General features: G+C 35.2%; 25 protein-coding genes and 1 pseudogene. 19 read left to right on the top strand and 7 right to left on the bottom strand.

Annotation, left to right across the window (positions count from 1 at the left end; genetic code table 11):
* The first annotated feature begins 88 nt into the window (after window positions 1-88).
* The 6 genes from SNE38_RS07945 to SNE38_RS07970 all read left to right on the top strand — a co-directional run bounded on the left by SNE38_RS07945 (window position 89) and on the right by SNE38_RS07970 (window position 5,188).
* Window positions 89-403: a PadR family transcriptional regulator gene (locus SNE38_RS07945; protein WP_336046259.1), complete on the top strand. Its 315-nt coding sequence runs from the start codon at window positions 89-91 to the stop codon at window positions 401-403.
* Window positions 400-1,605: a DUF2812 domain-containing protein gene (locus SNE38_RS07950; protein WP_336046260.1), complete on the top strand. Its 1,206-nt coding sequence runs from the start codon at window positions 400-402 to the stop codon at window positions 1,603-1,605. Before SNE38_RS07945 ends, SNE38_RS07950 begins: the two co-directional genes overlap by 4 nt.
* A gap of 87 nt (window positions 1,606-1,692) precedes the next feature.
* Window positions 1,693-2,658 (top strand): M23 family metallopeptidase, encoded by a 966-nt coding sequence (locus SNE38_RS07955; RefSeq protein ID WP_336046261.1) that lies wholly within the window; start codon window positions 1,693-1,695, stop codon window positions 2,656-2,658.
* 29 nt (window positions 2,659-2,687) lie between these two features.
* Window positions 2,688-3,866 (top strand): DUF2812 domain-containing protein, encoded by a 1,179-nt coding sequence (locus tag SNE38_RS07960; RefSeq protein WP_336046262.1) that lies wholly within the window; start codon window positions 2,688-2,690, stop codon window positions 3,864-3,866.
* Window positions 3,867-4,262: 396 nt separating this feature from the next.
* Window positions 4,263-4,883, top strand: coding sequence for a LysE family translocator (locus tag SNE38_RS07965; RefSeq protein ID WP_336046263.1), 621 nt, complete (start codon window positions 4,263-4,265; stop codon window positions 4,881-4,883).
* A 182-nt stretch (window positions 4,884-5,065) separates the two neighbouring features.
* Complete coding sequence (locus SNE38_RS07970) at window positions 5,066-5,188, top strand: hypothetical protein (RefSeq protein WP_336046264.1); 123 nt, start codon at window positions 5,066-5,068, stop codon at window positions 5,186-5,188.
* 43 nt (window positions 5,189-5,231) lie between these two features.
* Here SNE38_RS07970 and SNE38_RS07975 read toward each other — a convergent pair whose 3' ends face one another.
* Both SNE38_RS07975 and SNE38_RS07980 read right to left on the bottom strand, forming a co-directional pair.
* Window positions 5,232-5,831: a GNAT family N-acetyltransferase gene (locus SNE38_RS07975; RefSeq protein ID WP_336046265.1), complete on the bottom strand. Its 600-nt coding sequence runs from the start codon at window positions 5,829-5,831 to the stop codon at window positions 5,232-5,234.
* Between the two features lie 61 nt (window positions 5,832-5,892).
* Window positions 5,893-6,306, bottom strand: coding sequence for a carboxymuconolactone decarboxylase family protein (locus tag SNE38_RS07980; protein WP_336046266.1), 414 nt, complete (start codon window positions 6,304-6,306; stop codon window positions 5,893-5,895).
* A gap of 106 nt (window positions 6,307-6,412) precedes the next feature.
* On the opposite strand from SNE38_RS07980, the gene SNE38_RS07985 reads away from it, so the two are divergent.
* From SNE38_RS07985 to SNE38_RS07995, 3 genes and pseudogenes are all read left to right on the top strand, one after another.
* A complete protein-coding gene (locus tag SNE38_RS07985) occupies window positions 6,413-6,823 on the top strand; it encodes an Lrp/AsnC family transcriptional regulator (protein WP_336046267.1) in 411 nt (136 codons plus the stop codon).
* An 88-nt stretch (window positions 6,824-6,911) separates the two neighbouring features.
* Window positions 6,912-7,136 (top strand): annotated as a pseudogene (locus tag SNE38_RS07990) (GNAT family N-acetyltransferase); the annotation flags it as partial.
* A 114-nt stretch (window positions 7,137-7,250) separates the two neighbouring features.
* Entirely contained in the window at window positions 7,251-7,970 is a 720-nt protein-coding gene (locus SNE38_RS07995) for a TspO/MBR family protein (protein WP_336046268.1), read from the top strand.
* Between the two features lie 319 nt (window positions 7,971-8,289).
* Here SNE38_RS07995 and SNE38_RS08000 read toward each other — a convergent pair whose 3' ends face one another.
* Both SNE38_RS08000 and SNE38_RS08005 read right to left on the bottom strand, forming a co-directional pair.
* Window positions 8,290-9,369 (bottom strand): copper resistance D family protein, encoded by a 1,080-nt coding sequence (locus SNE38_RS08000; protein ID WP_336046269.1) that lies wholly within the window; start codon window positions 9,367-9,369, stop codon window positions 8,290-8,292.
* On the bottom strand, window positions 9,366-9,917 hold the full coding sequence (locus tag SNE38_RS08005) for a copper resistance CopC family protein (protein WP_336046270.1): 552 nt from the start codon (window positions 9,915-9,917) through the stop codon (window positions 9,366-9,368). Before SNE38_RS08005 ends, SNE38_RS08000 begins: the two co-directional genes overlap by 4 nt.
* A gap of 153 nt (window positions 9,918-10,070) precedes the next feature.
* Here SNE38_RS08005 and SNE38_RS08010 point away from each other — a divergent pair, with 153 nt between their 5' ends.
* A complete protein-coding gene (locus SNE38_RS08010) occupies window positions 10,071-10,817 on the top strand; it encodes an alpha/beta hydrolase (RefSeq protein ID WP_336046271.1) in 747 nt (248 codons plus the stop codon).
* A gap of 32 nt (window positions 10,818-10,849) precedes the next feature.
* Here the strand turns inward: SNE38_RS08010 and SNE38_RS08015 are convergent, their stop codons facing one another.
* Entirely contained in the window at window positions 10,850-11,233 is a 384-nt protein-coding gene (locus SNE38_RS08015) for an SET domain-containing protein (RefSeq protein ID WP_336046272.1), read from the bottom strand.
* Window positions 11,234-11,309: 76 nt separating this feature from the next.
* On the opposite strand from SNE38_RS08015, the gene SNE38_RS08020 reads away from it, so the two are divergent.
* The 3 genes from SNE38_RS08020 (at window position 11,310) to SNE38_RS08030 (ending at window position 13,154) form a co-directional block, all read left to right on the top strand.
* Complete coding sequence (locus tag SNE38_RS08020; protein ID WP_336046273.1) at window positions 11,310-11,711, top strand: SLAP domain-containing protein; 402 nt, start codon at window positions 11,310-11,312, stop codon at window positions 11,709-11,711.
* 226 nt (window positions 11,712-11,937) lie between these two features.
* The gene (locus SNE38_RS08025; protein WP_336046274.1) at window positions 11,938-12,831 is read left to right on the top strand and encodes a 3-hydroxyacyl-CoA dehydrogenase; all 894 of its coding nucleotides are present in this window, start codon (window positions 11,938-11,940) and stop codon (window positions 12,829-12,831) included.
* 98 nt (window positions 12,832-12,929) lie between these two features.
* Window positions 12,930-13,154, top strand: a complete 225-nt coding sequence (locus SNE38_RS08030; protein ID WP_225223838.1) for a hypothetical protein — start codon at window positions 12,930-12,932, stop codon at window positions 13,152-13,154.
* Between the two features lie 112 nt (window positions 13,155-13,266).
* Here SNE38_RS08030 and SNE38_RS08035 read toward each other — a convergent pair whose 3' ends face one another.
* Window positions 13,267-13,764: a hypothetical protein gene (locus tag SNE38_RS08035; protein ID WP_336046275.1), complete on the bottom strand. Its 498-nt coding sequence runs from the start codon at window positions 13,762-13,764 to the stop codon at window positions 13,267-13,269.
* 521 nt (window positions 13,765-14,285) lie between these two features.
* Between SNE38_RS08035 and SNE38_RS08040 the strand changes: the two genes are divergently transcribed.
* From SNE38_RS08040 to SNE38_RS08050, 3 genes are read left to right on the top strand one after another with little or no spacing between them, the layout of a single operon-like run.
* Window positions 14,286-14,792: an RNA polymerase sigma factor gene (locus SNE38_RS08040; RefSeq protein WP_336046276.1), complete on the top strand. Its 507-nt coding sequence runs from the start codon at window positions 14,286-14,288 to the stop codon at window positions 14,790-14,792.
* Window positions 14,782-15,753, top strand: a complete 972-nt coding sequence (locus SNE38_RS08045; protein ID WP_336046277.1) for an anti sigma factor C-terminal domain-containing protein — start codon at window positions 14,782-14,784, stop codon at window positions 15,751-15,753. The genes SNE38_RS08040 and SNE38_RS08045 overlap by 11 nt, the downstream gene beginning before the upstream one ends.
* Before the next feature lie 26 nt (window positions 15,754-15,779).
* Window positions 15,780-16,145: a topoisomerase gene (locus tag SNE38_RS08050; protein WP_336046278.1), complete on the top strand. Its 366-nt coding sequence runs from the start codon at window positions 15,780-15,782 to the stop codon at window positions 16,143-16,145.
* A gap of 467 nt (window positions 16,146-16,612) precedes the next feature.
* On the opposite strand, the gene SNE38_RS08055 is transcribed toward SNE38_RS08050, so the two are convergent.
* Entirely contained in the window at window positions 16,613-17,797 is a 1,185-nt protein-coding gene (locus tag SNE38_RS08055) for an MFS transporter (RefSeq protein WP_336046279.1), read from the bottom strand.
* A 664-nt stretch (window positions 17,798-18,461) separates the two neighbouring features.
* Between SNE38_RS08055 and SNE38_RS08060 the strand changes: the two genes are divergently transcribed.
* The 3 genes from SNE38_RS08060 (at window position 18,462) to SNE38_RS08070 (ending at window position 19,748) form a co-directional block, all read left to right on the top strand.
* Window positions 18,462-18,779, top strand: coding sequence for an NUDIX domain-containing protein (locus tag SNE38_RS08060; RefSeq protein ID WP_336046280.1), 318 nt, complete (start codon window positions 18,462-18,464; stop codon window positions 18,777-18,779).
* 145 nt (window positions 18,780-18,924) lie between these two features.
* Window positions 18,925-19,086, top strand: coding sequence for a hypothetical protein (locus SNE38_RS08065; protein WP_336046333.1), 162 nt, complete (start codon window positions 18,925-18,927; stop codon window positions 19,084-19,086).
* A 107-nt stretch (window positions 19,087-19,193) separates the two neighbouring features.
* Window positions 19,194-19,748, top strand: coding sequence for a rhomboid family intramembrane serine protease (locus SNE38_RS08070; RefSeq protein ID WP_336046281.1), 555 nt, complete (start codon window positions 19,194-19,196; stop codon window positions 19,746-19,748).
* The last annotated feature ends 45 nt before the right edge of the window (window positions 19,749-19,793 follow it).

Raw genomic sequence — 19,793 nt, forward strand, 5'->3', positions numbered from 1 at the left:
GTGAAAACAGTGTTTACAATTATTTCCGATTACTTTACTATTATGTTACACGATATATCGCGACGCATAATAAAAAGGAGGGATAAATATGTCCTATAATGGTGGACCGATGACAGAGGCAATGTATTATGTGTTATTGGCATTAATACGTCCAAACCACGGGTATCAATTAATGCAATCAATTACAGATGTATCGCGCGGAAGGTTAAAGATGGGGCCGGGCACATTATACGGAGTTCTTTCACGTATGCAAAAGGACGGATTAATAGTATTGGCAAAGGATGATGGCCGAAGAAAAACGTATGAAATTACGCAACAAGGCGAGGATGCATTGCGAATGGAATATGAGCGTCTAAAATCTTTAATTATAGACAGCAGCATTTTAGAGGAGGGAAGCCGATGAGTAAAATTGTACGTAAAATTCGACCGTCTGATTACTGGCGGATCGGGGAGCATGAAAGCTATTTTTCCGATATGTCTTTAAAGGGGCTGCATCTTCATAAAATAGGGACTCATTTTATTCATTTTAAAAAAGGGGAGCCGAAGCGGATCGAATACCGCGTGGAAGTGACGAAGAACAAATCCATATCGTATGAACAAATAGATTTGTATGAAGAGAATGGCTGGGAACATGTAACAAGCTATCAATATTTTCATGTCTTCTCATCCCTGGAAGAGAGCAATGCACCAGAAATTCATACAGACCCGGCGGAACAGGCTTATACGTTACAGCGCCTAAGTAAGATCCTTCTTATTAATTTAATCGCAATGTCATTGACGGTAGCATTAACAATCGGTATGCTGAGCGCTACATGGTTTTTGGATGGAACACCGGTTTTACGACTAGTAGAAGGGCGTATTATTCAGCAAAGTATCATGAGTATCATCCTTCTTTACTATGTGTATTACTCCATACGAGCAGCACGGGCAATCCGTTCATTAAAAAGAGACTTAAAGGAAGGGAAAGCAATCGATCATCACGCTCCATGGCAAAGCAGTTTACATAAAAATGCTGTTTTTCCGATTATACTGATAATAGTTGCATTTATAAGTGCTATATTGCCATTGATGCAATTAATAAAAATGGATACTTATACTCTGCCACAAGAGGATGGGGGCTTACCGATTGTCCGTTTGGCAGATATTGAACAGAATCCTTTACTTAAACGAGATGAATATTATATCGATGAAGTGGATTGGGCAAACCGCTACTCGACGAATTGGGGTATTTTTGCACCTGTGCAATACGAGGTAGATGAAAGTGGCATCGTTGAGGGGAGGATGTGGGTAGATGAAAGCGGCCCATATTCACCTAGTATCTCATCGGAAGTTTATGAACTCACTTTTCAAGCTTTTGCAGCTCCATTAGTATCCGATCTTATTAAGTGGAATTCGTATGAAGAGGAAATTGATTCGTACGTAGAAATAGATCATGCCACACTTGATGAATTACGCGTTTATGAAAAGGAAGAAAAGAAACAAATAGTTGCTGTTAAAGGTAAAGTAGTCATGTATGTCCGCTATTACGGTTATGCGGAGGTTGATCATCTAATAGAAAACGTCGCACGAAAAATAGAAGTGCTTGCTGAAAAAGAGAATATCTAATATTTGATTTTTTTAAAAATAACGAATTTTGAAACGAATTCGGAGCTTGAGCCGTATAAATAGTAAGAACTTTTAGGAGGGATTTTTATGTCGGTTCAGGATCCACTTTCGTTTGGTACATATTTTATCAATAATGAATTTAAAAAGATTTATAATGCTTCTACAGCGGATTTCCATACCTTAATTTCTGTTGATGATTTTATTGAAGTTGGGAAGGAATTTAATAAAGGTGTAACACATTATGAAATCGCCCATCAATTTCAATACGATGACATCACTCAATTTGTCTGGTTGGATGATCAGAAGAAAAAAGCAATTGTCGTTGCATTTGATGTGGAAAATGTCATTCAAAGTCTTTATTTAAAGCCATATGTTATATTTCCAGAAACCGATCAGAAATTTACGAAAAACAAATATCGTATGCCCATTGAACAGGAATGGTTTGTATTTTGGGGAGGTACGAATGAATTCGTCAATTACCACTATCCATATGAACAGCAGCGCTATGCCTATGATCTTATTATCATGAAAGATGGCAGAAGCTATATGGATTCACCGACATTGAATGCTAGTTACTATGCCTTTAATGCAGATGTTGTAGCTCCATATGTAGGGAAAGTCATAACAGTCGTCTCACACATTAATGACAATATTCCTGGGGAAATGGATGAAGAGAATGCTGCAGGCAATTATGTTGTCATTGCCCACCCTAATGAGGAATACAGTATGATTGCTCATTTTAAGAAAGATTCAATCGTTGTAAAGCCGGGGGATACAGTAAAAGAAGGGCAACTGCTTGGTCAATGCGGGAATTCAGGCAATTCATCGGAAGCGCACATTCATTTTCAAATAATGGATAAAGCCGATATGAACGAAGCAAAATCGATTCGAATTCAGTTTCAGGATGATTTTGAGCCAATACAGGGGGATACAGTTAAGCCACTGCCTTTTAAAGATCATTCTGAAGGAAAATTTGATAAAGTCGAGAACTCATTTTCAATTGTTGAAGTGATACAGATGATACCTAAAGTAATCGGTCAATTATTTAAGTAGAACAGATCCAGAAGAAGGAGGTTGAAAGAATGACGAAAACTGTACGCAAGTTAAGACCTGCTGATTTTTGGAAAGTCGGAGAACATGAGAGCTGGTTTTCGGATATGTCCGAACAAGGCCTACATATATATGATATAGGGACCCATTTTGCTAAGTTTAAAAAAGGTGAACGTAAGCAGATGGAATACCGATTGGAACTGGCGAAGGACAAATATATTTCAAATGACAAAATCGATTTATATAAGGAAAATGGCTGGGATTATATAGCAAGTGACCGCTACTTTCATATTTTTGCAGCCCCGACTGAAAGAAAGACGAAAGAGATAGAAGTCCATTCGGTAGAATATATGGCTGTATTAAAATCACTTCAGAGAAAAATGCTGCTGAATCTCCTTGTAACAGTAGGAGGAGTAGCATTAATAATTTTTGTATTATACAGATTTTGGTTCCTTGATAATACTAAAATATTACTTTTAATTGACGGGGGCTTAGAAGTTACATTAATTTTAGCTGTAATTAATTCCTTCTATATAATAACTGCATTTAAAAGCTGGAGGGGAATTACTCGGGTACGTAAAAAATTTATAGAAGGTGAATTGATCGATCATCATAAACCTTGGGAACTCTCTTTTTTATATAATAAGATTACCTATATATTTAATATTGTAATTACCATAATTGCTCTGATTATCCCGATTTACCAAATAACTAAAATAGATCATTTGACGTTACCGAGGGAGGATACGTCATTACCGATTGTCAGACTGGAGTCGATTGAAAATAATCCGCATTTAGTAAGAATGGAATGGGGTAACTATGTTAGCGTTAATTGGAGTGCTTTTGCCCCAATCATATATGAGATTGTAGAGAATGGTGAAGAAAAAACGGGGGAATGGACTGATCCGAATAACACTTACACACCAATAATATACTCAAATATTTATCAGCTACGTTTTCAATTCCTTGTGGATCCTTTAGTTAAAGATTTAATAAAAGAAAGTAATTATGAAAGCAATGATAAAAAATTTTTTACAGAAACAACACATGAAAAATTTGACCAACTGCTAATTCATGAAGGAGATGAAGTTAAAGAATTTATTTTCGTAAAAGATAATGCCGTAATGTATATTTCCTACAATGGAAAGGTAAAAGCAGATGTCATAATAGATCAGGCTGCTGAAAAAATCAGCTTACTAACAAATAAATAGTTTCTGCTCCCCTCCGCTCCGCGTCATTCTGCTTTGGCATAAAGTGAATTTCTTCATAATTGAAGATATAAAAGAGAACCCTTCCGCTCTCCGCCGCCTCGCGATAGCGCAAGCGGCTTGATTGGGTGTTTTTTACTTCACTTTATAACGTGGGTAAAATTTTGTAATTGGTGGGCCTCACAATCGGCAATAAAGGCAGTGATAAAGACACGTATCACGTGGCTTTATCGCTGTCTTGCCGTAGCCCACCAATCAATCAAGTTAAATTTTATTAGAAAATCTTCCACATGTTATAGTGAGGAGCCAGCAAAATACAAGTCATTTAAAAATGTATGTAGCTTCCTTCGTCTTAATTATGTTAAAATAACTAAAAATTTAGAAAACGAAGGTGAGAAAATGGAGAATATCGTATTCTTTATTATTGCATGTGTGCTGTTGATTATTTTGCCGGGTCCTGATACAGCAATTGTGACGAAAAATACAGTCGTCAATGGACAAAATGGTGGCTTTCAGACGATGCTCGGATCATGTGTAGGCTTAACCGTTCATACGATTGCTGCGGTTGCCGGATTATCAGCCCTTATCGTTAAATCTGCCGTAGCATTTACAGTGTTAAAGTATGTGGGTGCCGCTTATCTATGCTATTTGGGTATAAAAACATTGCTTGCTATGCGTGTGAAAAAAACAGAGATTGATGAAGTTCCGACCATCGAAGCAAAGGGGAAATCCTATTTCAGGCAAGGGTTGGTAACGAATATTACAAATCCTAAGGTGGCGGTATTTTTCCTTACGTTTTTACCGCAATTTTTATCAGCAGGCAGTGAGCCATTTTGGCCTTTCTTAACAATGGGTATTATTTATATTGTACTCACGTTTGTATGGTTTGCTGTTTATGTATTCTTATTAAACAAAATACGCAATTTCATGAAAAAACCAGCTACACAATCAGCTATAGAAGGGTTAACTGGTGCTGTGTTAATTGGATTTGGCATGAAACTCGCATTTGAAAAGCAGTAATAGGTGGGGCATAAGTAGAGTTTTTTTAATAAGTGAATTAACCTTATATCTCAGAAGCATCAACGCCTGATACTACATGTTCAGGCTGTGGTCTTTTTATTAAATAACCTGCATGTAAATGCAGGTTATTTTAATTTGCTTAGAAAATTAGTTTGAAGAAGTATTTTATAGGTGGGAATAAAATGGATCGATCCATTGTTAATCTTAATGAATATGACCCTAAGTGGGAAAAGATGTTTGAAGATGAGAAGAAACGAATTGTGCAGGTTTTAGGTGATAAGATAGTTTTTTTCCCTGTATCATAAATGATGATTTGGATTATAACGACTTTTATTTCACCATTGTTTATTATATTAACCTAACGATATGTTTTTTGGTCACATCATTAATTTTAAAATAATCTTCCTGTAGCATGCCATAAATAACACAGTCTTTGTATTGATTTTTAGCATTTCGAATCATATGGCGGATGATGCCTTCTTGAACCATCCCAGCCTTCCTCATTATTTTTCCTGAGGCAGGGTTGTCGGTATTATGTGCAGCAGAAATTTTATGTAAGTTCATATATTGGAAGCCAAATTCAACAACCGCCTTTAACGCTTCGGTCCCATACCCCTGATTCCACCATTCGTATCCAATAGAATAGCTTACTTTACAGTTTCCCGTAGTAATATCAAAATCATATAAATCAATTTCTCCGATCAATTCTCTATCAACTTTTCGTTCAATCGCCCACCAACAAAATTCTTTACTGGCATAATTACTTATAATTTTTTCTACTCTTTCGCTCGTTTCTGCAACGGTCTTATGTGCGGCGCTTGCTCGGTTATCAGATACCCGTTCGTCTGAAAGCCAGTGATCAAAGACCTTTTGAATATCCGATATTTCCATCCTTCTAAGGATTAATCGCTCGGTTTCAATTTTCGATGTTCCTAAAAAATTAATCATGTTCCACCTCCTCAAATTAATTATAGATATTTCTTATATTTTTCCGAAAATATTTTACTCTTTAATTAGTAGGTAACAATTGCATTAAAGCGCCAAAATATTGCGAAGCTGTAGTAAAACTAATAAAAGCAAGCAGTTCACTAATTTCTTCATCCGATAAATATTTTTTTAAAACTAATGTAACATTTAATGGTGTATGTCCTTTTGTTTTTAAAAAAGCTTGAGCGAAACCTGTACATATAGCTGTTTTTTCATCGTAAAGTAGTGGGTCTGGTTTTCCTTTTGCTTTACAATATTGACACCCATTTTCTTGTGCAAGTATTCTGCGGACTTGTTCCTTTAATGTGGCCGATAAGAAACCATCCTTTTCAAGTGTCTCTCCTAAACTAGACCATTGCTCCTGAACTTGTTGATTGAATCCTAATAATTGTTGGAATGGTGTATCTCCAATTGTATTGATTTTTATAATTGTCATTATTCATCCCTCCTGATTTTAGTATAGAATGAATATAAAAGGTTTCATATAAATAATTTAAAGTATTTTTATGTGCATTATTTAAAAATAGAAAGGATTATTTGAAATGGATTTAATTGATGAATTAATTATTAATGAACTTAAACAAGATAGCAGATTATCCATGAGCGAACTAGGTCGTCGCGTTCATTTAACCTCTCCTGCAGTTCGAGAGAGGGTACGACAATTAGAAGATAAGCAAATTATTACGGGTTACACCGTTAATTTAAATGCAAAAAACTTAGGATTTCCCATTGCAGCGATTATCGAAGCGACAATTAAAAATAATCGTTATGAGGAATTCAAACAACACATTTTGTCTTTTTCAAATGTAGAATTTTGTTATAGAATTGCAGGAAATGCTTGTTTTATGTTGAAGGCAAATTTTTCTACATTTGAAGATGCAGAAACCTTTATTGATGGATTACTATTATTTGCACAAACAAAAACTAACTTTATTTTTTCTGAAGTAAAATAGAAATAGATACGCTATCATAGTTGTAATTTATCTAATGGGCGTATAATTCTCTCTATACTACGTAGTACAAAAATTTGGAGGTATAAAATTGATTATTAGAGACTATAAAGTCACAGACGAAATTGGATGGGTAAGATGCAGAACACTAGCATTTTTACAGACAGCCTATTTTGATAACGTACTCAATAAGAAGGAACACTATCAAAATCCGGCAATTGAGCTAGTCGCAGAGTTAAATGGTCAAATTGTGGGGCTTATTGATGTAGAGTACGAAAAAGAAGAACGAACAGTTTGCTCTAGAGGAGAAGGGTTAGTCCAAGCTCTTTTGATAATTTAACAACTGGATTATTTATAAAGCCTGTTACGTTCGCATATTTTTTTAGAAGGAAGGGTATGGGTACCTAATCTTGAAAAAGGGTGTGACGTTATGGGATTATATATTGTAATGTGGCTGGCATTGATTGCTGTAATTGTAGTGAATGCACTTTCTAATGCGCTGCCATTCAACGGATTGACAACATCGGAAATTTCCAATAGGCTAGATGTTCTCTTTACACCAGCTGGCTATGTATTTTCAATTTGGTCGCTTATTTATCTATTGTTAGTTATCTGGTTAATTGCTATATACAAAAAAGTGAAAGAAAACCGTTTTAAATCAAAAGTCGGATTATTATTTATTATAAGCTGTGTGTTAAATATTGCATGGCTGTTTAGCTGGCATTATGAGCAATTTATTTTATCTATTATCATCATGTTTTTATTACTGTTCACGCTCATCACGATATATTTGCAGTACAAAAATACAGAAAAAGGTTTATCTGAACGCTTTCCATTTTCATTTTATTTAGCGTGGATTTCAGTGGCAACAATTGCCAATATGAGCTATGTATTAAAAAATTATGATGTAGACCTCGGCATTTCTGAAGTAGCAGGATCACTTGTACTTGTAGCTGTTGCAGTTATCCTCGGCTATTTGGCAATCGCCATTTCAAACGATATATTCTTTGTATTTGTAATAGTATGGGCATTAATCGGGATTGCTGTTCGAACTGATGACATGACGATGCAATACGGTACTATTGCATTAACTGCAATATTAATTATCGCATCGCTCATTCGCTATATGCGAAATAAGAAATTTGCTTAAGAGGATTAGGCAGAATTAGATATATCTAATAAATGAGAGAATATTAATATTAAAGTAGATACTTTATGATTGATTGGAGTGAAGGGTCGAGTGTAGCTGACGGCTAGCGCCTTTCGCTACAAGCAAAGCTTCCTACGGGAATAGCGAAATTATTTTTGCGACGAGTAACCGCAGGAGCATGACGCTTGAGACTACAGGCTCAGGCCACGCCCGTGGAAAGCGTACCCGTAACGGAAATCAATTGCGGGATAAACAGAAAAAACCATTTTCTCATGGAGAAGATGGTTTTTTCGATTTTGCCATATACTTCAATTGTAAATCATTTAAAAAACACAATCGACATAAAGCCCATATAAAAACATAAAGCAATGGCAATTGTCATAGCTACCGAAATAATAACAGGAAGCTGCTTAATGTAGCTAACAATACCAAGTACGATAAATAGCACCGTTAGCAGGAAGAAGGCTAAACCAATTCCAGTCATTTGCAAATATGCCCGCATGCCTGTTTCAATCGAGCTACTATAGAAAAGCTCGAAAAACGGCGAGATTTCCTGTACCGTAAAGCTTGGGGGTTGTTGTTCACTGAATAGCGCAGTAATGAACAGAATCATAATGAGCAAAGAAGTTTCCATTATAACCCAAGTGCGCGGTTCAAATAATGGTTTGTTTATTTTCAGCTTAATGAATAACGAATTTGCCAAAATAATTACTGTAAGGGGCACGAGCAGGACATGTTTAATAAATAAAAATTGCCCGTAATTACTTGACCAGCTCGTTACATAGCTCGGAACAATTGCTTCAGTCATCATCACACCGCTTAATGCAATTGCTGTAAGAGATACAAGTGCAACAGGTGAGAACCACTTTAAATAAGCTTCCCAATTCGCCGCGTCTTTTGAAAAAAAGCTAATCATGATTAAAATACCGAGCCAAACACTTACAGCAAACAAATGAACAAAGTCGAAAATGGATCCAACAATGCCTGACATCGAACCTGCGTGACTTATATAGCCAATTGCTGCCATAATTGCGATAAGTACTAAAATTCCCATAACAGCACTAAGCTTCGACTCTTGTTTTACATAAATCCGAACGATTAATAGTAAAATAATCGTGAAGCCAACAATGGCAAGCCATGAATGTCCGACTTTAAATTTTGATAGCAGCATCCAAATTGAGTCGAAAAAGCCGAATTGCGGCATCAATATCGTAAGCAATTGTATATTAGGAACAAACGATACAACAGGTAAAGCAATCGCACTGATCATTAACCATTTTTTTGAAATATAAACTTGCGGACGTAACGAAGTGGGGACACAGCTTAGAATAAAAGTCCCCATTAATATCGATAAGCCTATATAGAGCAGAAATTGGCTAAAAATCGTTATAGCTATCATTTAGTCTTTTTCCGTGCTAAAAGTATGATTATACTAATGAGAATAATAGCTAGTAACATTCCGCCAACGATCAGCAGTGGTGTATTATTTTTATCATTCTCTACATTTACGGGTTCAGATTCAGGCACATCGACTTGTGCCGAATCTTCTACTTCAGCCTGCTCAACGTTCTCTTCTGAAACAGCTACCTCTGTCTCAGGTGCATTTACAGTAAAAGAAAACTCTCCTGATAATGGATGTCCGTCCTCACTTATACTGTTCCATTGAACTGTATAATCCCCATTCGGTAAAGGGTTATCAAAACTACCTGTTAAGACACCGTCCACTAATGTTATATCGCTTGTTTCAACTTGTTCGCCATTACTGGCAATTACTTTAAATATGCTACCTTGTTCAATTTTTCCGGCATATGTGAGGGCGATGGATTGCAGCGGTTCTGTTACCACTTCGCCATCTTCCGGATTTGTCGTATCTAAGTAAGTATGTGCTGCGGCATTTGGAACATATAAAAAAAGAGCCGCAAGAATCGATAATAATACTATTTTCATATTAAAATGATTCTCCTTTCAGGTTATTTTCACTCATCCACTATTGTAGCTGAAACATAAATTATTTTCATCATTACGGTGCTGGAAACCTATTAAAATAAATAACTAAAGCGCTATGCTATAATAATTTTAACTAGTGAAAGGGAGATTATTATGCAGTTGATTGAAAACATCTATTTACAAGGCAATGAAAAAGCCATTTTGTTATTACATAGTTTTACAAGTAACGCGAAAGAAATGCAGTATTTAGCAAAAGCGCTTCATCATGAAGGATACACATGCTATGCCCCAAACCTGGCCGGGCACGGTGGGTCACCGGAGCATCTATTCGCCAGTTCCATTGAACAAGTAGCCGCCTGCAGCAAAGAGGCCGTTAATTTTTTAATCGAGAAAAAATACGAAACGATCTATGTCATTGGCCAATCTTTAGGTGGTGTATTAAGTATTCGATTGGCAAATGAAATTCCGCAAATAAAAGCAGTTTGCATTATTTCCTCGCCTTTATTGGAACGACCGGCCAAAGAGTTGGAAAAGAGAGTGGCATATTTTTCAAAGCGTTATTTAAAAAATAATGGAAGAACGGAACAGGAAATTCAGGAGTTTATGAGTGAACACTTTCCAAGACCTATCGAAAAATTCCTCGCCTTTCAGCAATTTATCGTCAAGTCTGGAAAGGAAGTACAAGCGATGAAGCAGCCGTTGTTTTTGGCAAAGGGTGCGTTGGATGAAGATGTATTTCATAAAAGCATCGATTTAATCGAACAGACAGTGAATGGAAATATTGTATGCAAAAAACTATATAACAATAGTGGACATCTTATCTCATTAGGAAAAGAACGCGAATTGCTTGCTGAAGATATTTTGACGTTCCTGAAGCAAATAGAAAAAAGAACTGTTTAAAGTTACCTTTAGACAGTTCTTGATCATAATGTTTATTCTTCTTCTTTATTAAACCATAATGGATCATTATCATCGATATCACCATTATAATTAATAAAAATTTCTTCGCCGGCTTTAATATCTTTGTGGGCAAAAAAATCGAATGTTTCATTTTCAAAATTTATTTCATACGTAGCATTAGGCTCATAAGAATGATTAAATAACATCCCGTAGCCTAATAATATGGCAGATCGGCCTACACCGAATTCAAATGCATAATCTGCAAGACTTGTTTTTTCAATATGTTTATGCTGCTCATTCGGGTAACTAAGGACAGGAGCCTGGTGGAATAAAGTGCCTGCTGGGATTACTTCTATCGCAAAAACGCCGCGAGTATATTCTCCCTCACTAATTGGGGAATTTTTTATTTCAATCATTTTTTCGCCTTCTATCTTTTAAGATTCAACTCTACTGTAACACGGATGTTGTAAGAAAGGTTGTATTCTAGCTTATTTGCTGAAAAAACGGGAAGGAGAGATTATTATCGTACAAAAACTACAATTTGAAGCGGCATGGGATAAAACGATTGCAAAACAAGACCGCCTCATAATCGAACAATTATTTCATCAATCTAAGGATGAGGACACGGGGAAGATTTCGTGCTGCTTCGTACGAAAAGCATTGAATCATCGGCAGCAGCTGCTCCTGACAGTACTCATTCATAATCGAAGTGAAGAAGTGCTAAATTTTCAAAATAGAGAAGTAACCTGCACAACAGCTAAGGGTGTTTTTGCAAAAGCATTCACCATTCCAAAACTGAAAATTCCTCCACATACTTCAATGCCATGGACCTTTATTTTTGATGACGAAGAAGAATTTCTATTCACTGAACTTTTGCATGTGGATATTCAATAATTCATTTGGAAACTAGGGGGGGCGTCACACCGATTGACGATCCCCACCGTTATTTTAAACTTTCCACAAAGGCTAATAGTAAGCAACAGATTTCTTCAAATAATCCCCACATCAATTCTCCTTAAATTAACATTTCTTTATATGTATATAATACCGATAAATCGCCTTAAAATAGATAAATTATTCTTGAATATTAGAAATAATTTTACTAAAAGGAGCGGTTTTTATGCATTTCAAAAATGTAACGATTGCAGGTAGTGGTGTTTTAGGGAGTCAAATAGCATTTCAGTCCGCATTTTTCGGCTTTAATGTAAGTGTTTATGATATAAATTCGGGAGCTATTGAGGCAGCAAAAGAGCGTATGGCAACATTAAGAACAACATATGGTGAGTATTTTAATGATACTAACCGTGCTGAGAAAGCATTCAGCAATCTGAAGTTTTTTACTGATTTAGCGGAGGCAACAAAAGATGCGGACATCGTTGTTGAAGCAGTACCGGAGCGCATCGAAATTAAACAGAGTTTCTATGAAAATCTTGGGAAAGTGGCGCCTGAGAAAACAGTATTTGCTTCAAACTCTTCCACCTTGTTGCCAAGCCAATTTGCAGCGTATACAGGTCGTCCTGAAAAATTCCTCGCATTGCACTTTGCCAACTCAATTTGGCAAAACAATACGGCCGAAATAATGGGACACCCGGGAACAGATGCAAAGTACGTAGAGCAGGTGGCAAATTTCGCTCGTGCAATCGGCATGATTCCATTTGTGCTGAAAAAAGAGCAGCCTGGTTACATCCTAAACACATTACTAGTTCCATTTTTATCTGCGGCAATGGAGCTTTGGGTGAAAGATATTGCTGATCCGCAGACAATTGATAAAAACTGGATGATTTCAACGGGTTCACCTCGGGGACCATTTGCCATTTATGATATCGTCGGAATGGAAACACCATATAACCTGAATTTAATGCGTGCCGAGCATGACCCGGCTGCCAAATTTGTTGCCGACAAAATTAAACGTGAAATGATTGATCAAGGCAAAATGGGCATTTCAACAGGTGAAGGCTTCTACAAATACCCAAACCCTGCCTATATGGATCCGAGTTTTTTGAAATCGAATTAACATTATTTTGGCGTGCACATCATGAAAAGGTGCGCGCTTTTTTAATTTGTAAACACAATTAGTACTTCATACAGTATACTGGAAAACGAGGTGATTTTATGGAAATGGTAAATCAATTTAATTCGGCAATATGGATGTCATTCGTTACACCGATTTTCTTAATAAGCTGTCTGTATTTTTCGCTTTCGTTTTTGCAGCATATGAAAAGCGGTAACGAGCAGCTTTTAAATTATAACAAGTGGGGCGCTGTATTATCGCTCGCTTTTGCTCTGCTTGTCCCAGCATTCTATAATATTTATTTTTATTATCAAGTAATGCAGTAACAGGATTACATAAGAGGAACAGGAAAGTCACGAAACGTTGGTGAAACAGCATTTCGTGACTTTTTAAAATGTTCTTAAACTTCAAATCGAAAAGTTAGAGTTATTATGTGAATTAATATTGAGTTTCTAGGCGTTTTTTAATTTTTTCAACCATTTCATGTTTTTCATCATGCATAGCGTCATAATCAGGTAGCCTAATGTCTTGAAAATCTCTCGTAATAAATCGAGTTGCCTGTAACGCCTGTTCTAAATCAGCAACATCCTCCTCTGAAAGGGAAGAATCCAACATATAAAGATGGATATGAGATTGAATATCATACATTCGCTGTCTCCATTCAAAATGCACCACATTGCCATTAAAAAGTAAACTTGTTAAATTCATCATGTCCAAATAAAGCCCTTCTATATACGCTCTATCTCCATTAGTTAAAGGTTGACTAAAATTCCATTCTAGGAGTTCTTCAACCGTACTTCTTAGTAATAAGATTGCAGAATCGTATTGATAACTAATATCTTTTTCTAATTCTCTTACTTGTTCTCTTGCAGGGTGGACGATCCAAACCACTCCACATAAAGCAAGTGCAATTAAAAATCTTATAAAGTACTTCAATTAAAACACCTCTCATTTTCTCCGTTTCCCCAAGTAACACTTGAAAAGGGAAATGGATATTTATGTTAATGTAAACTATAAAGTAATGGTGCAGGCTAATGCAATAAGAAGCATTACAAGGATATAGTGAAAATGCGTCTTAGAAGTACTAGCTACCGAAATAGACGGAGAAATTCCGCTTATTAAGTAAAAAAATTAAAAAAACACGAAAATAAACGGAGGAATTCCGTCTATTGATTAAAATCAACATGAGATTTACGGGTTTTAATGTACATAAGCAGAATTTCTACCCTTATTTTCATTGAAACGAGCACATTTTTCAAAATAAAGGGAAATCGTCCGCTTATTTTTCAAATTTAAATAACGGTTGGCTGTTAATGAATTTGGTGGGAAGCGTAAACTTCGAGCCAAGTTCTTTTTTATGCTCAAATCTTTAATTATATGGAAATAATTAACCGTAATTTGTAATTTATTTGTTAACCTTTTAAGTATTGGAACGTTTTAAAGGTGGGAGGTTTGAAATGAATGATTCTTTAATGGGAAAAAAATTAAACGAGATACTTAAATTTGTGTACTCTTACCTGATAAAAATGGGAGCTTCAAAGGAGGATGCAGAAGATATTATCCAAGATACTGCGTACAAGTTTTTACAATACATAGAATCAGTCAAGATTGATAATATTCAAAGCTGGCTTTTTAGAGTCGCAATCAATCAATATTATGATTTATCCCGCAAGAAATCAAGGCGAAGAGATATATTGTTGAAGTTTAACGTACAGGAAATATTTGAAGAAGAAACTCCCGAAAAGGTACTTATGCAAAATGAACTAGAAAGAGATGTACAGGAAATCTTATCTAAATTAAATCCGAAATATAGGCAAATGCTCCTTCTGAAATATAGCACAGGTTTAAAAATGAAAGAGATCGCAGTACTGTATGGCATGAAAGAAGGATCAATTAAAACCGTACTCCATAGGGCTAGGAAAGAATTTATCGAACAATATAGGAGGTATGAACATGAACAATGAAAAAGAGTTTTTCCCTAAGGATTTTGAATTTGAGAAATTAGTGAAAAAAGCAAGGAAACGCTCAATAATAAAAATGGTACTTATTTCATTAAGTATTAGTCTCATTGTTTTATTTGGAAGCTATTTCATTGGGGACACAGTCATGAAATTAAAGATGGAAAAGGAAATTGAATTAGATACATCTTGGAATAGAATTATAGGGGCCAATGTGGAAGAACGAGGTACCATCTATAATTATTCACTTACATCAGCAACAGCAAAATCATCATTCGTAAAAGTTGTTGGAGGCGTACCAATTCCTTGGGGGGAACAGGAAAAAGTTTTTACGATTTTGGGAACATCTCGACTGATTTCAATTAATGGTCCTTCTAGCTTAGGCTACATAGATGATGAGCGAATTCCTATGTATTATGAAGGCAAAAGAGTCGTTGAATTTTTTCATCCGCAAGTTAACTATAAACAACTATTTGATGATCGAACATTGCTTAATGAGATTGATGATAACAAAGTTGTAGAAATGGCTTTTTCATTTGATGATGGATACTCCATTAAGTATGTAAATGAAGTATTTAAAGACAAATTAGCATGGTATTGGGTCGATACGTTTAGTAAAAATCAAATAGAAAATGAGAATAATTTGAACCAGGATGAAGAGTTACGAGACGCTACTGTTCATGGTTTCCAAGCATATGGCTTTTCCTATCATCGAATGTCAGAAACATTTCCGGTAATGAACTTTATAACAACTTTAGAAAAAATGATGGAAGATGGTGGAGATTATGAAGAAGATGCGAAAAGAATTGTTAGTAACATCACAAATCACGGTGAAGTAAAACTAGAACCTCAGAATATAAAAATTATAGGTGTGGTAGTTACAGGAAAACCAAGTGAGTTAATAAAGTTTAGTGACGAGTCCATGGTTCGCGGTGCTACTTTAGGAGCAACAACAGACCAATATTAAATAATAATTAAAGGGGGAATTTAGAAATGATGAAAAAGGCCATCCTATCGGGTATTATTTTTTGTTCAGCCTTGTTAGTTGGATGTAATAATATCGAGGTAATAGAAAGCGAGCAGGAAGTAGTAGTTTCTCAGGAAAGATTATTTTCTGAATTGCAAAATGAAATAATAGTATCCATTACAGAGCAAACAGAAATTGAAAGTGATTCACTAGCAATAATGTTAGATGGTGGTGCTGATAAATATACAATATCAGTTGGTTTCCCGAAGGATTCAAATATTGATAGTAAGGTAATTCAACAAATAGTTGAAGATTCGATTAAAGATATTTCTGAACCAGAAACAACTAGCGAAGAGAAAATCAAAATGACAATAAAGATCGAGACATATTAACAGTGAAACGCTTAAATAGGAATTGAAAATTAGATTTTCAGTAATAGGTCCAGATTGTAGAATAGCTCATTTACGATAAAACTATTGTAAGATATATAATAATAGAAACATTTGGGTGATGAGACGATTATTTGACCAGCGAAAGGGGGATCAAACAGCTATTTTATTGCTATATTCAGGCGAACCCTATTATTGGAAGAGGAAACCAGATTAAGCGATTAAAATAGAGGGAGGAATTCCGCTTATTTAGAAAATAAACTAAAAAATCCCCAAAATAAACGGAGAAATTCCGTCTATTGATTAAAAAAACATAAAATTTAGAGCTTTTAATGTACATAAGCGGAAAATCTACCCTTATTTTCACTGAAATAAGCATAATTTTTCAAATAAGGGAAAATCCTCCGCTTATTTATTTAACTTTTGGTAATTGTTTAAAGTGTTCTGTATTAATAATTATTCATAGGTGATTAAGCGATTTTTCTTAATTTCCATAAAAAATATAATGTAGGTATAATTAAAAGAGCAGAGGTGATAATTCCACCTTGCACCGATGTATAAAGTGCAATAATGCCAACTAATGGTCCTCCAGTTACTTGACCAAATGCATCCAATTGACCGTACAACGAAAGCGTAGTTGCTCGACCTTGTGAATGTAGTTGTTTGTTCGTCATGACACTTATTAATGGATAGTTCACTGCTCTAAGTGATGCGATTACCCAGTATAAAATTGCCGCTATTAAAAATAGTTCAGTAATTGCGAAATATACCATTGTAATCACAAGCAAGCTATTAAGTAACACTAAAATAGTGGCAAAATGCTCTTTTACATATGTTTCTATAATTTTAAGTAAGCCAATATTTAGTAAAAAGGCAACTGCATAAAATGCACCAAACCAATAAATTGCATGTTCTTCATTCATTTCAAAGCCTTCAATAAAATGAGGACCCCAAAGTCGATCAAAGCCCTCACTAGCAAAACCAGTAAATAACGTAATTGCCGCAAGACTAATTAATATTTTATTCCCTTTAATTAGTGAAAGACTGTCTTTTAGCGCGCCATTCATTTGTTGAATACTAGAAGAGTCCTCACTCACTATACTTATAAATTTCGTTTCGGGTATAACTTTTAACGAAATAATCGCAATTAAAATAAGGAAGCCGCCCGCAAGTAATATGGCCATTTGCACTGTAAAAACAATAGCGATCAACACACTCATAATGATGCCCAAGAAACTACCTAGCGAGCTGAATTTCGCTCCTTTTAATAAAGTAATATCAAGTTCTTTATTTTCTAATTCATCTGCAATCCAAGCCGTTTCTGCGCCACTAATAAACGTCCATCCAATGCCCCACAAAGCAGCACCCATCGCAATTGCCCAAAATGAAGGAATACTACCTTCTAAAAGATGAGCTGAACCGATAATGAAAGTCCCAATAATTAGTGATTTTTTACGTCCAAAAATATCAGCAACTAAACCAGTAGGTATTTCAAAAAAAAGAATGGCCAACTCCATAATTGTTCCAAGTAATACTAACTGCAGTGGATTTAGACCTGCTTGCGATACATAGTAAATAGCATTTAGTGTAAAAACGATTTGAATACAAAACGAGCGAGAACTCGTCATTACATAATAAGCAGTTTTAATGTTCAATTTAATGACCTCCGAATTTATCGAGTAAATATTAACCCTCGAATCGGAGAATAAGTGACAAAACTATATTAAACCATCATACCCTCCGATTCATTGATAATCGTAAAAGTAAAGACTGTCATATTCCTCTCTCCTTTAAATGTAATTATTAAATTGTACCATTAAATACAGAATATTGTATTAAATTTATTAATTTAGTTCATCACCACATGGGGTTTATTTTCTAATAAAATTTCACTTGATTGGTGGGCTACGGCAAGGCAGCGCTAAAGCCACGTGACGTGACTTAGCGCTGCCTTTATTGCCGTTTGCGAGGCCCACCAATCCGAAAATTTTGATTTTGAAGCGTCCGTCCAACTTCGAGTGGTCAAAACGCTTTAGTAGATAGAAAGTGCCTTATTTAAAATTTTCAGTGCCCACCTAAAATAAGGGGAGATTTTACCGTTATTTGAAGGATGTAGCTCATTTTGGGGTAAATAAGGGAACGTTTTACCGTTATTTTAAATGAAACCCCGACATTTCATGTTTTTTAGGTCAATAACGGAAATTTCTTCCCTTATTTTGACTATTTTTTATATCATTATCGAAATAACGGAAATTCCTTCCGCTATTTCTCTCATTACGCAATTCAATCTACAAAAGCTTTGTAGCCACGCCGCCCCCTATGGAACCGGGAGAAACGTTTTTTGAAACTGCTATGCGTGAAACTTTAGAAGAAACAGGATTAAAGATTGAACATTTAAAGTTGTTTGGTCTTTATTCAGGTGAAGAAGGATTCTCAGAATATCAAAATGGGGATCAGGTTTTCAGTGTGCAGATCATTTTTTATTCAAATTGTTTCTCAGGAGAATTACTTCAAAGCACGGAAGAAAGTCATGAGCATCGGTTCTTTTCACGAAATAACCTGCCTCAGTTGAACCCTCATCAAGAAAGATTCATACAGGACTGGGTCATTCAAGTGAATTTGCCAGTAATAAAATAATTCAGCATATGGAGAGCGATTGGCATTTTTAAAGTGATATTCAATAATCAGTATCGCTACGGAAACTAATTGGATCTAGAATTGTCCAAATGGCAAACAAAAACGTTTTGCCAAAGGTGTTACACTAAGCGAAATTGCCAAATCGATTAGTCCGAGCTTAGTTAAAAAATCAATTGCGGGAAGTGGAAATACAACGACAACCGATTTGACACAACCAATTCTAGTGGACGCTGAAATTTCGCTGTATGATGCCAAGTCAAAAGATGGATTAGCATCTAACAAGCCATACAAAAGCAGACTATTCTAACATGCAGTGCTTTTTTATGGGAAATTATGTTAAAATGTTAATTATAATGATATAATCATGTTACTCGATAATTGAAAGGAGAGAGTTGATTTATAGTGACTGAAAATGTGAATTTACCAATGGTTTCTTTGGTACTTGCCTTTCTGTATATTTCAATATTTGTATTAGACAGGCTCGTATTTAAAGGACTTCTTTTTCAACATGGAAGCGGAAAAAGCTTTGATATGATGCAACAAAATGAATGGTATCGAATCGTAACAGTTTCATTTTTTCATAAAAATATGTTGCATTTATTAGCAAATGTTTTTGGTATTTACTATGTAGGCCTAATTTTAGAAGATAAAATTGGCCATATGAGTTTTTTACTTATTTATTTGATTAGTAATATCGGTACTTACATAATTTATTCGATGCTTATATCTTATACGGACGGAAACGGTGCATCACCAGGAATTTATGCATTGATTATTTGTATTATTATTTTATATTTTAAGGATTCAACTTTTTTAAATCTAAATTTCAAATCCTATCCAGTTCAATTTACTATCGGCTATTTCATCATCGGGAATTTTTATAATTTAGGTGCATTTACGGTTCATTTAATTGGCGCAGTGATCGGGGTAGTTCTTACTTTCATCTTTTTAATTGTTGGTATCTTTTAAAAATTATCTTCTAAATATGAAATATAAGCTACAATGTTCACGTTC

Source organism: Solibacillus ferritrahens, assembly GCF_037027585.1.
Lineage (GTDB): Bacteria > Bacillota > Bacilli > Bacillales_A > Planococcaceae > Solibacillus > Solibacillus ferritrahens.

Bases quoted from the DNA above. Each gene is read 5' to 3' on its own strand.
- SNE38_RS07945 (WP_336046259.1), top strand. From the start codon at position 89: ATGTCCTATAATGGTGGACCGATGACAGAGGCAATGTATTATGTGTTA.
- SNE38_RS07950 (WP_336046260.1), top strand. From the start codon at position 400: ATGAGTAAAATTGTACGTAAAATTCGACCGTCTGATTACTGGCGGATC.
- SNE38_RS07955 (WP_336046261.1), top strand. From the start codon at position 1,693: ATGTCGGTTCAGGATCCACTTTCGTTTGGTACATATTTTATCAATAAT.
- SNE38_RS07960 (WP_336046262.1), top strand. From the start codon at position 2,688: ATGACGAAAACTGTACGCAAGTTAAGACCTGCTGATTTTTGGAAAGTC.
- SNE38_RS07965 (WP_336046263.1), top strand. From the start codon at position 4,263: ATGGAGAATATCGTATTCTTTATTATTGCATGTGTGCTGTTGATTATT.
- SNE38_RS07970 (WP_336046264.1), top strand. From the start codon at position 5,066: ATGGATCGATCCATTGTTAATCTTAATGAATATGACCCTAAGTGGGAA.
- SNE38_RS07975 (WP_336046265.1), bottom strand. From the start codon at position 5,831: ATGATTAATTTTTTAGGAACATCGAAAATTGAAACCGAGCGATTAATC.
- SNE38_RS07980 (WP_336046266.1), bottom strand. From the start codon at position 6,306: ATGACAATTATAAAAATCAATACAATTGGAGATACACCATTCCAACAA.
- SNE38_RS07985 (WP_336046267.1), top strand. From the start codon at position 6,413: ATGGATTTAATTGATGAATTAATTATTAATGAACTTAAACAAGATAGC.
- SNE38_RS07995 (WP_336046268.1), top strand. From the start codon at position 7,251: ATGGGATTATATATTGTAATGTGGCTGGCATTGATTGCTGTAATTGTA.
- SNE38_RS08000 (WP_336046269.1), bottom strand. From the start codon at position 9,369: ATGATAGCTATAACGATTTTTAGCCAATTTCTGCTCTATATAGGCTTA.
- SNE38_RS08005 (WP_336046270.1), bottom strand. From the start codon at position 9,917: ATGAAAATAGTATTATTATCGATTCTTGCGGCTCTTTTTTTATATGTT.
- SNE38_RS08010 (WP_336046271.1), top strand. From the start codon at position 10,071: ATGCAGTTGATTGAAAACATCTATTTACAAGGCAATGAAAAAGCCATT.
- SNE38_RS08015 (WP_336046272.1), bottom strand. From the start codon at position 11,233: ATGATTGAAATAAAAAATTCCCCAATTAGTGAGGGAGAATATACTCGC.
- SNE38_RS08025 (WP_336046274.1), top strand. From the start codon at position 11,938: ATGCATTTCAAAAATGTAACGATTGCAGGTAGTGGTGTTTTAGGGAGT.
- SNE38_RS08030 (WP_225223838.1), top strand. From the start codon at position 12,930: ATGGAAATGGTAAATCAATTTAATTCGGCAATATGGATGTCATTCGTT.
- SNE38_RS08040 (WP_336046276.1), top strand. From the start codon at position 14,286: ATGAATGATTCTTTAATGGGAAAAAAATTAAACGAGATACTTAAATTT.
- SNE38_RS08045 (WP_336046277.1), top strand. From the start codon at position 14,782: ATGAACAATGAAAAAGAGTTTTTCCCTAAGGATTTTGAATTTGAGAAA.
- SNE38_RS08050 (WP_336046278.1), top strand. From the start codon at position 15,780: ATGATGAAAAAGGCCATCCTATCGGGTATTATTTTTTGTTCAGCCTTG.
- SNE38_RS08060 (WP_336046280.1), top strand. From the start codon at position 18,462: ATGGAACCGGGAGAAACGTTTTTTGAAACTGCTATGCGTGAAACTTTA.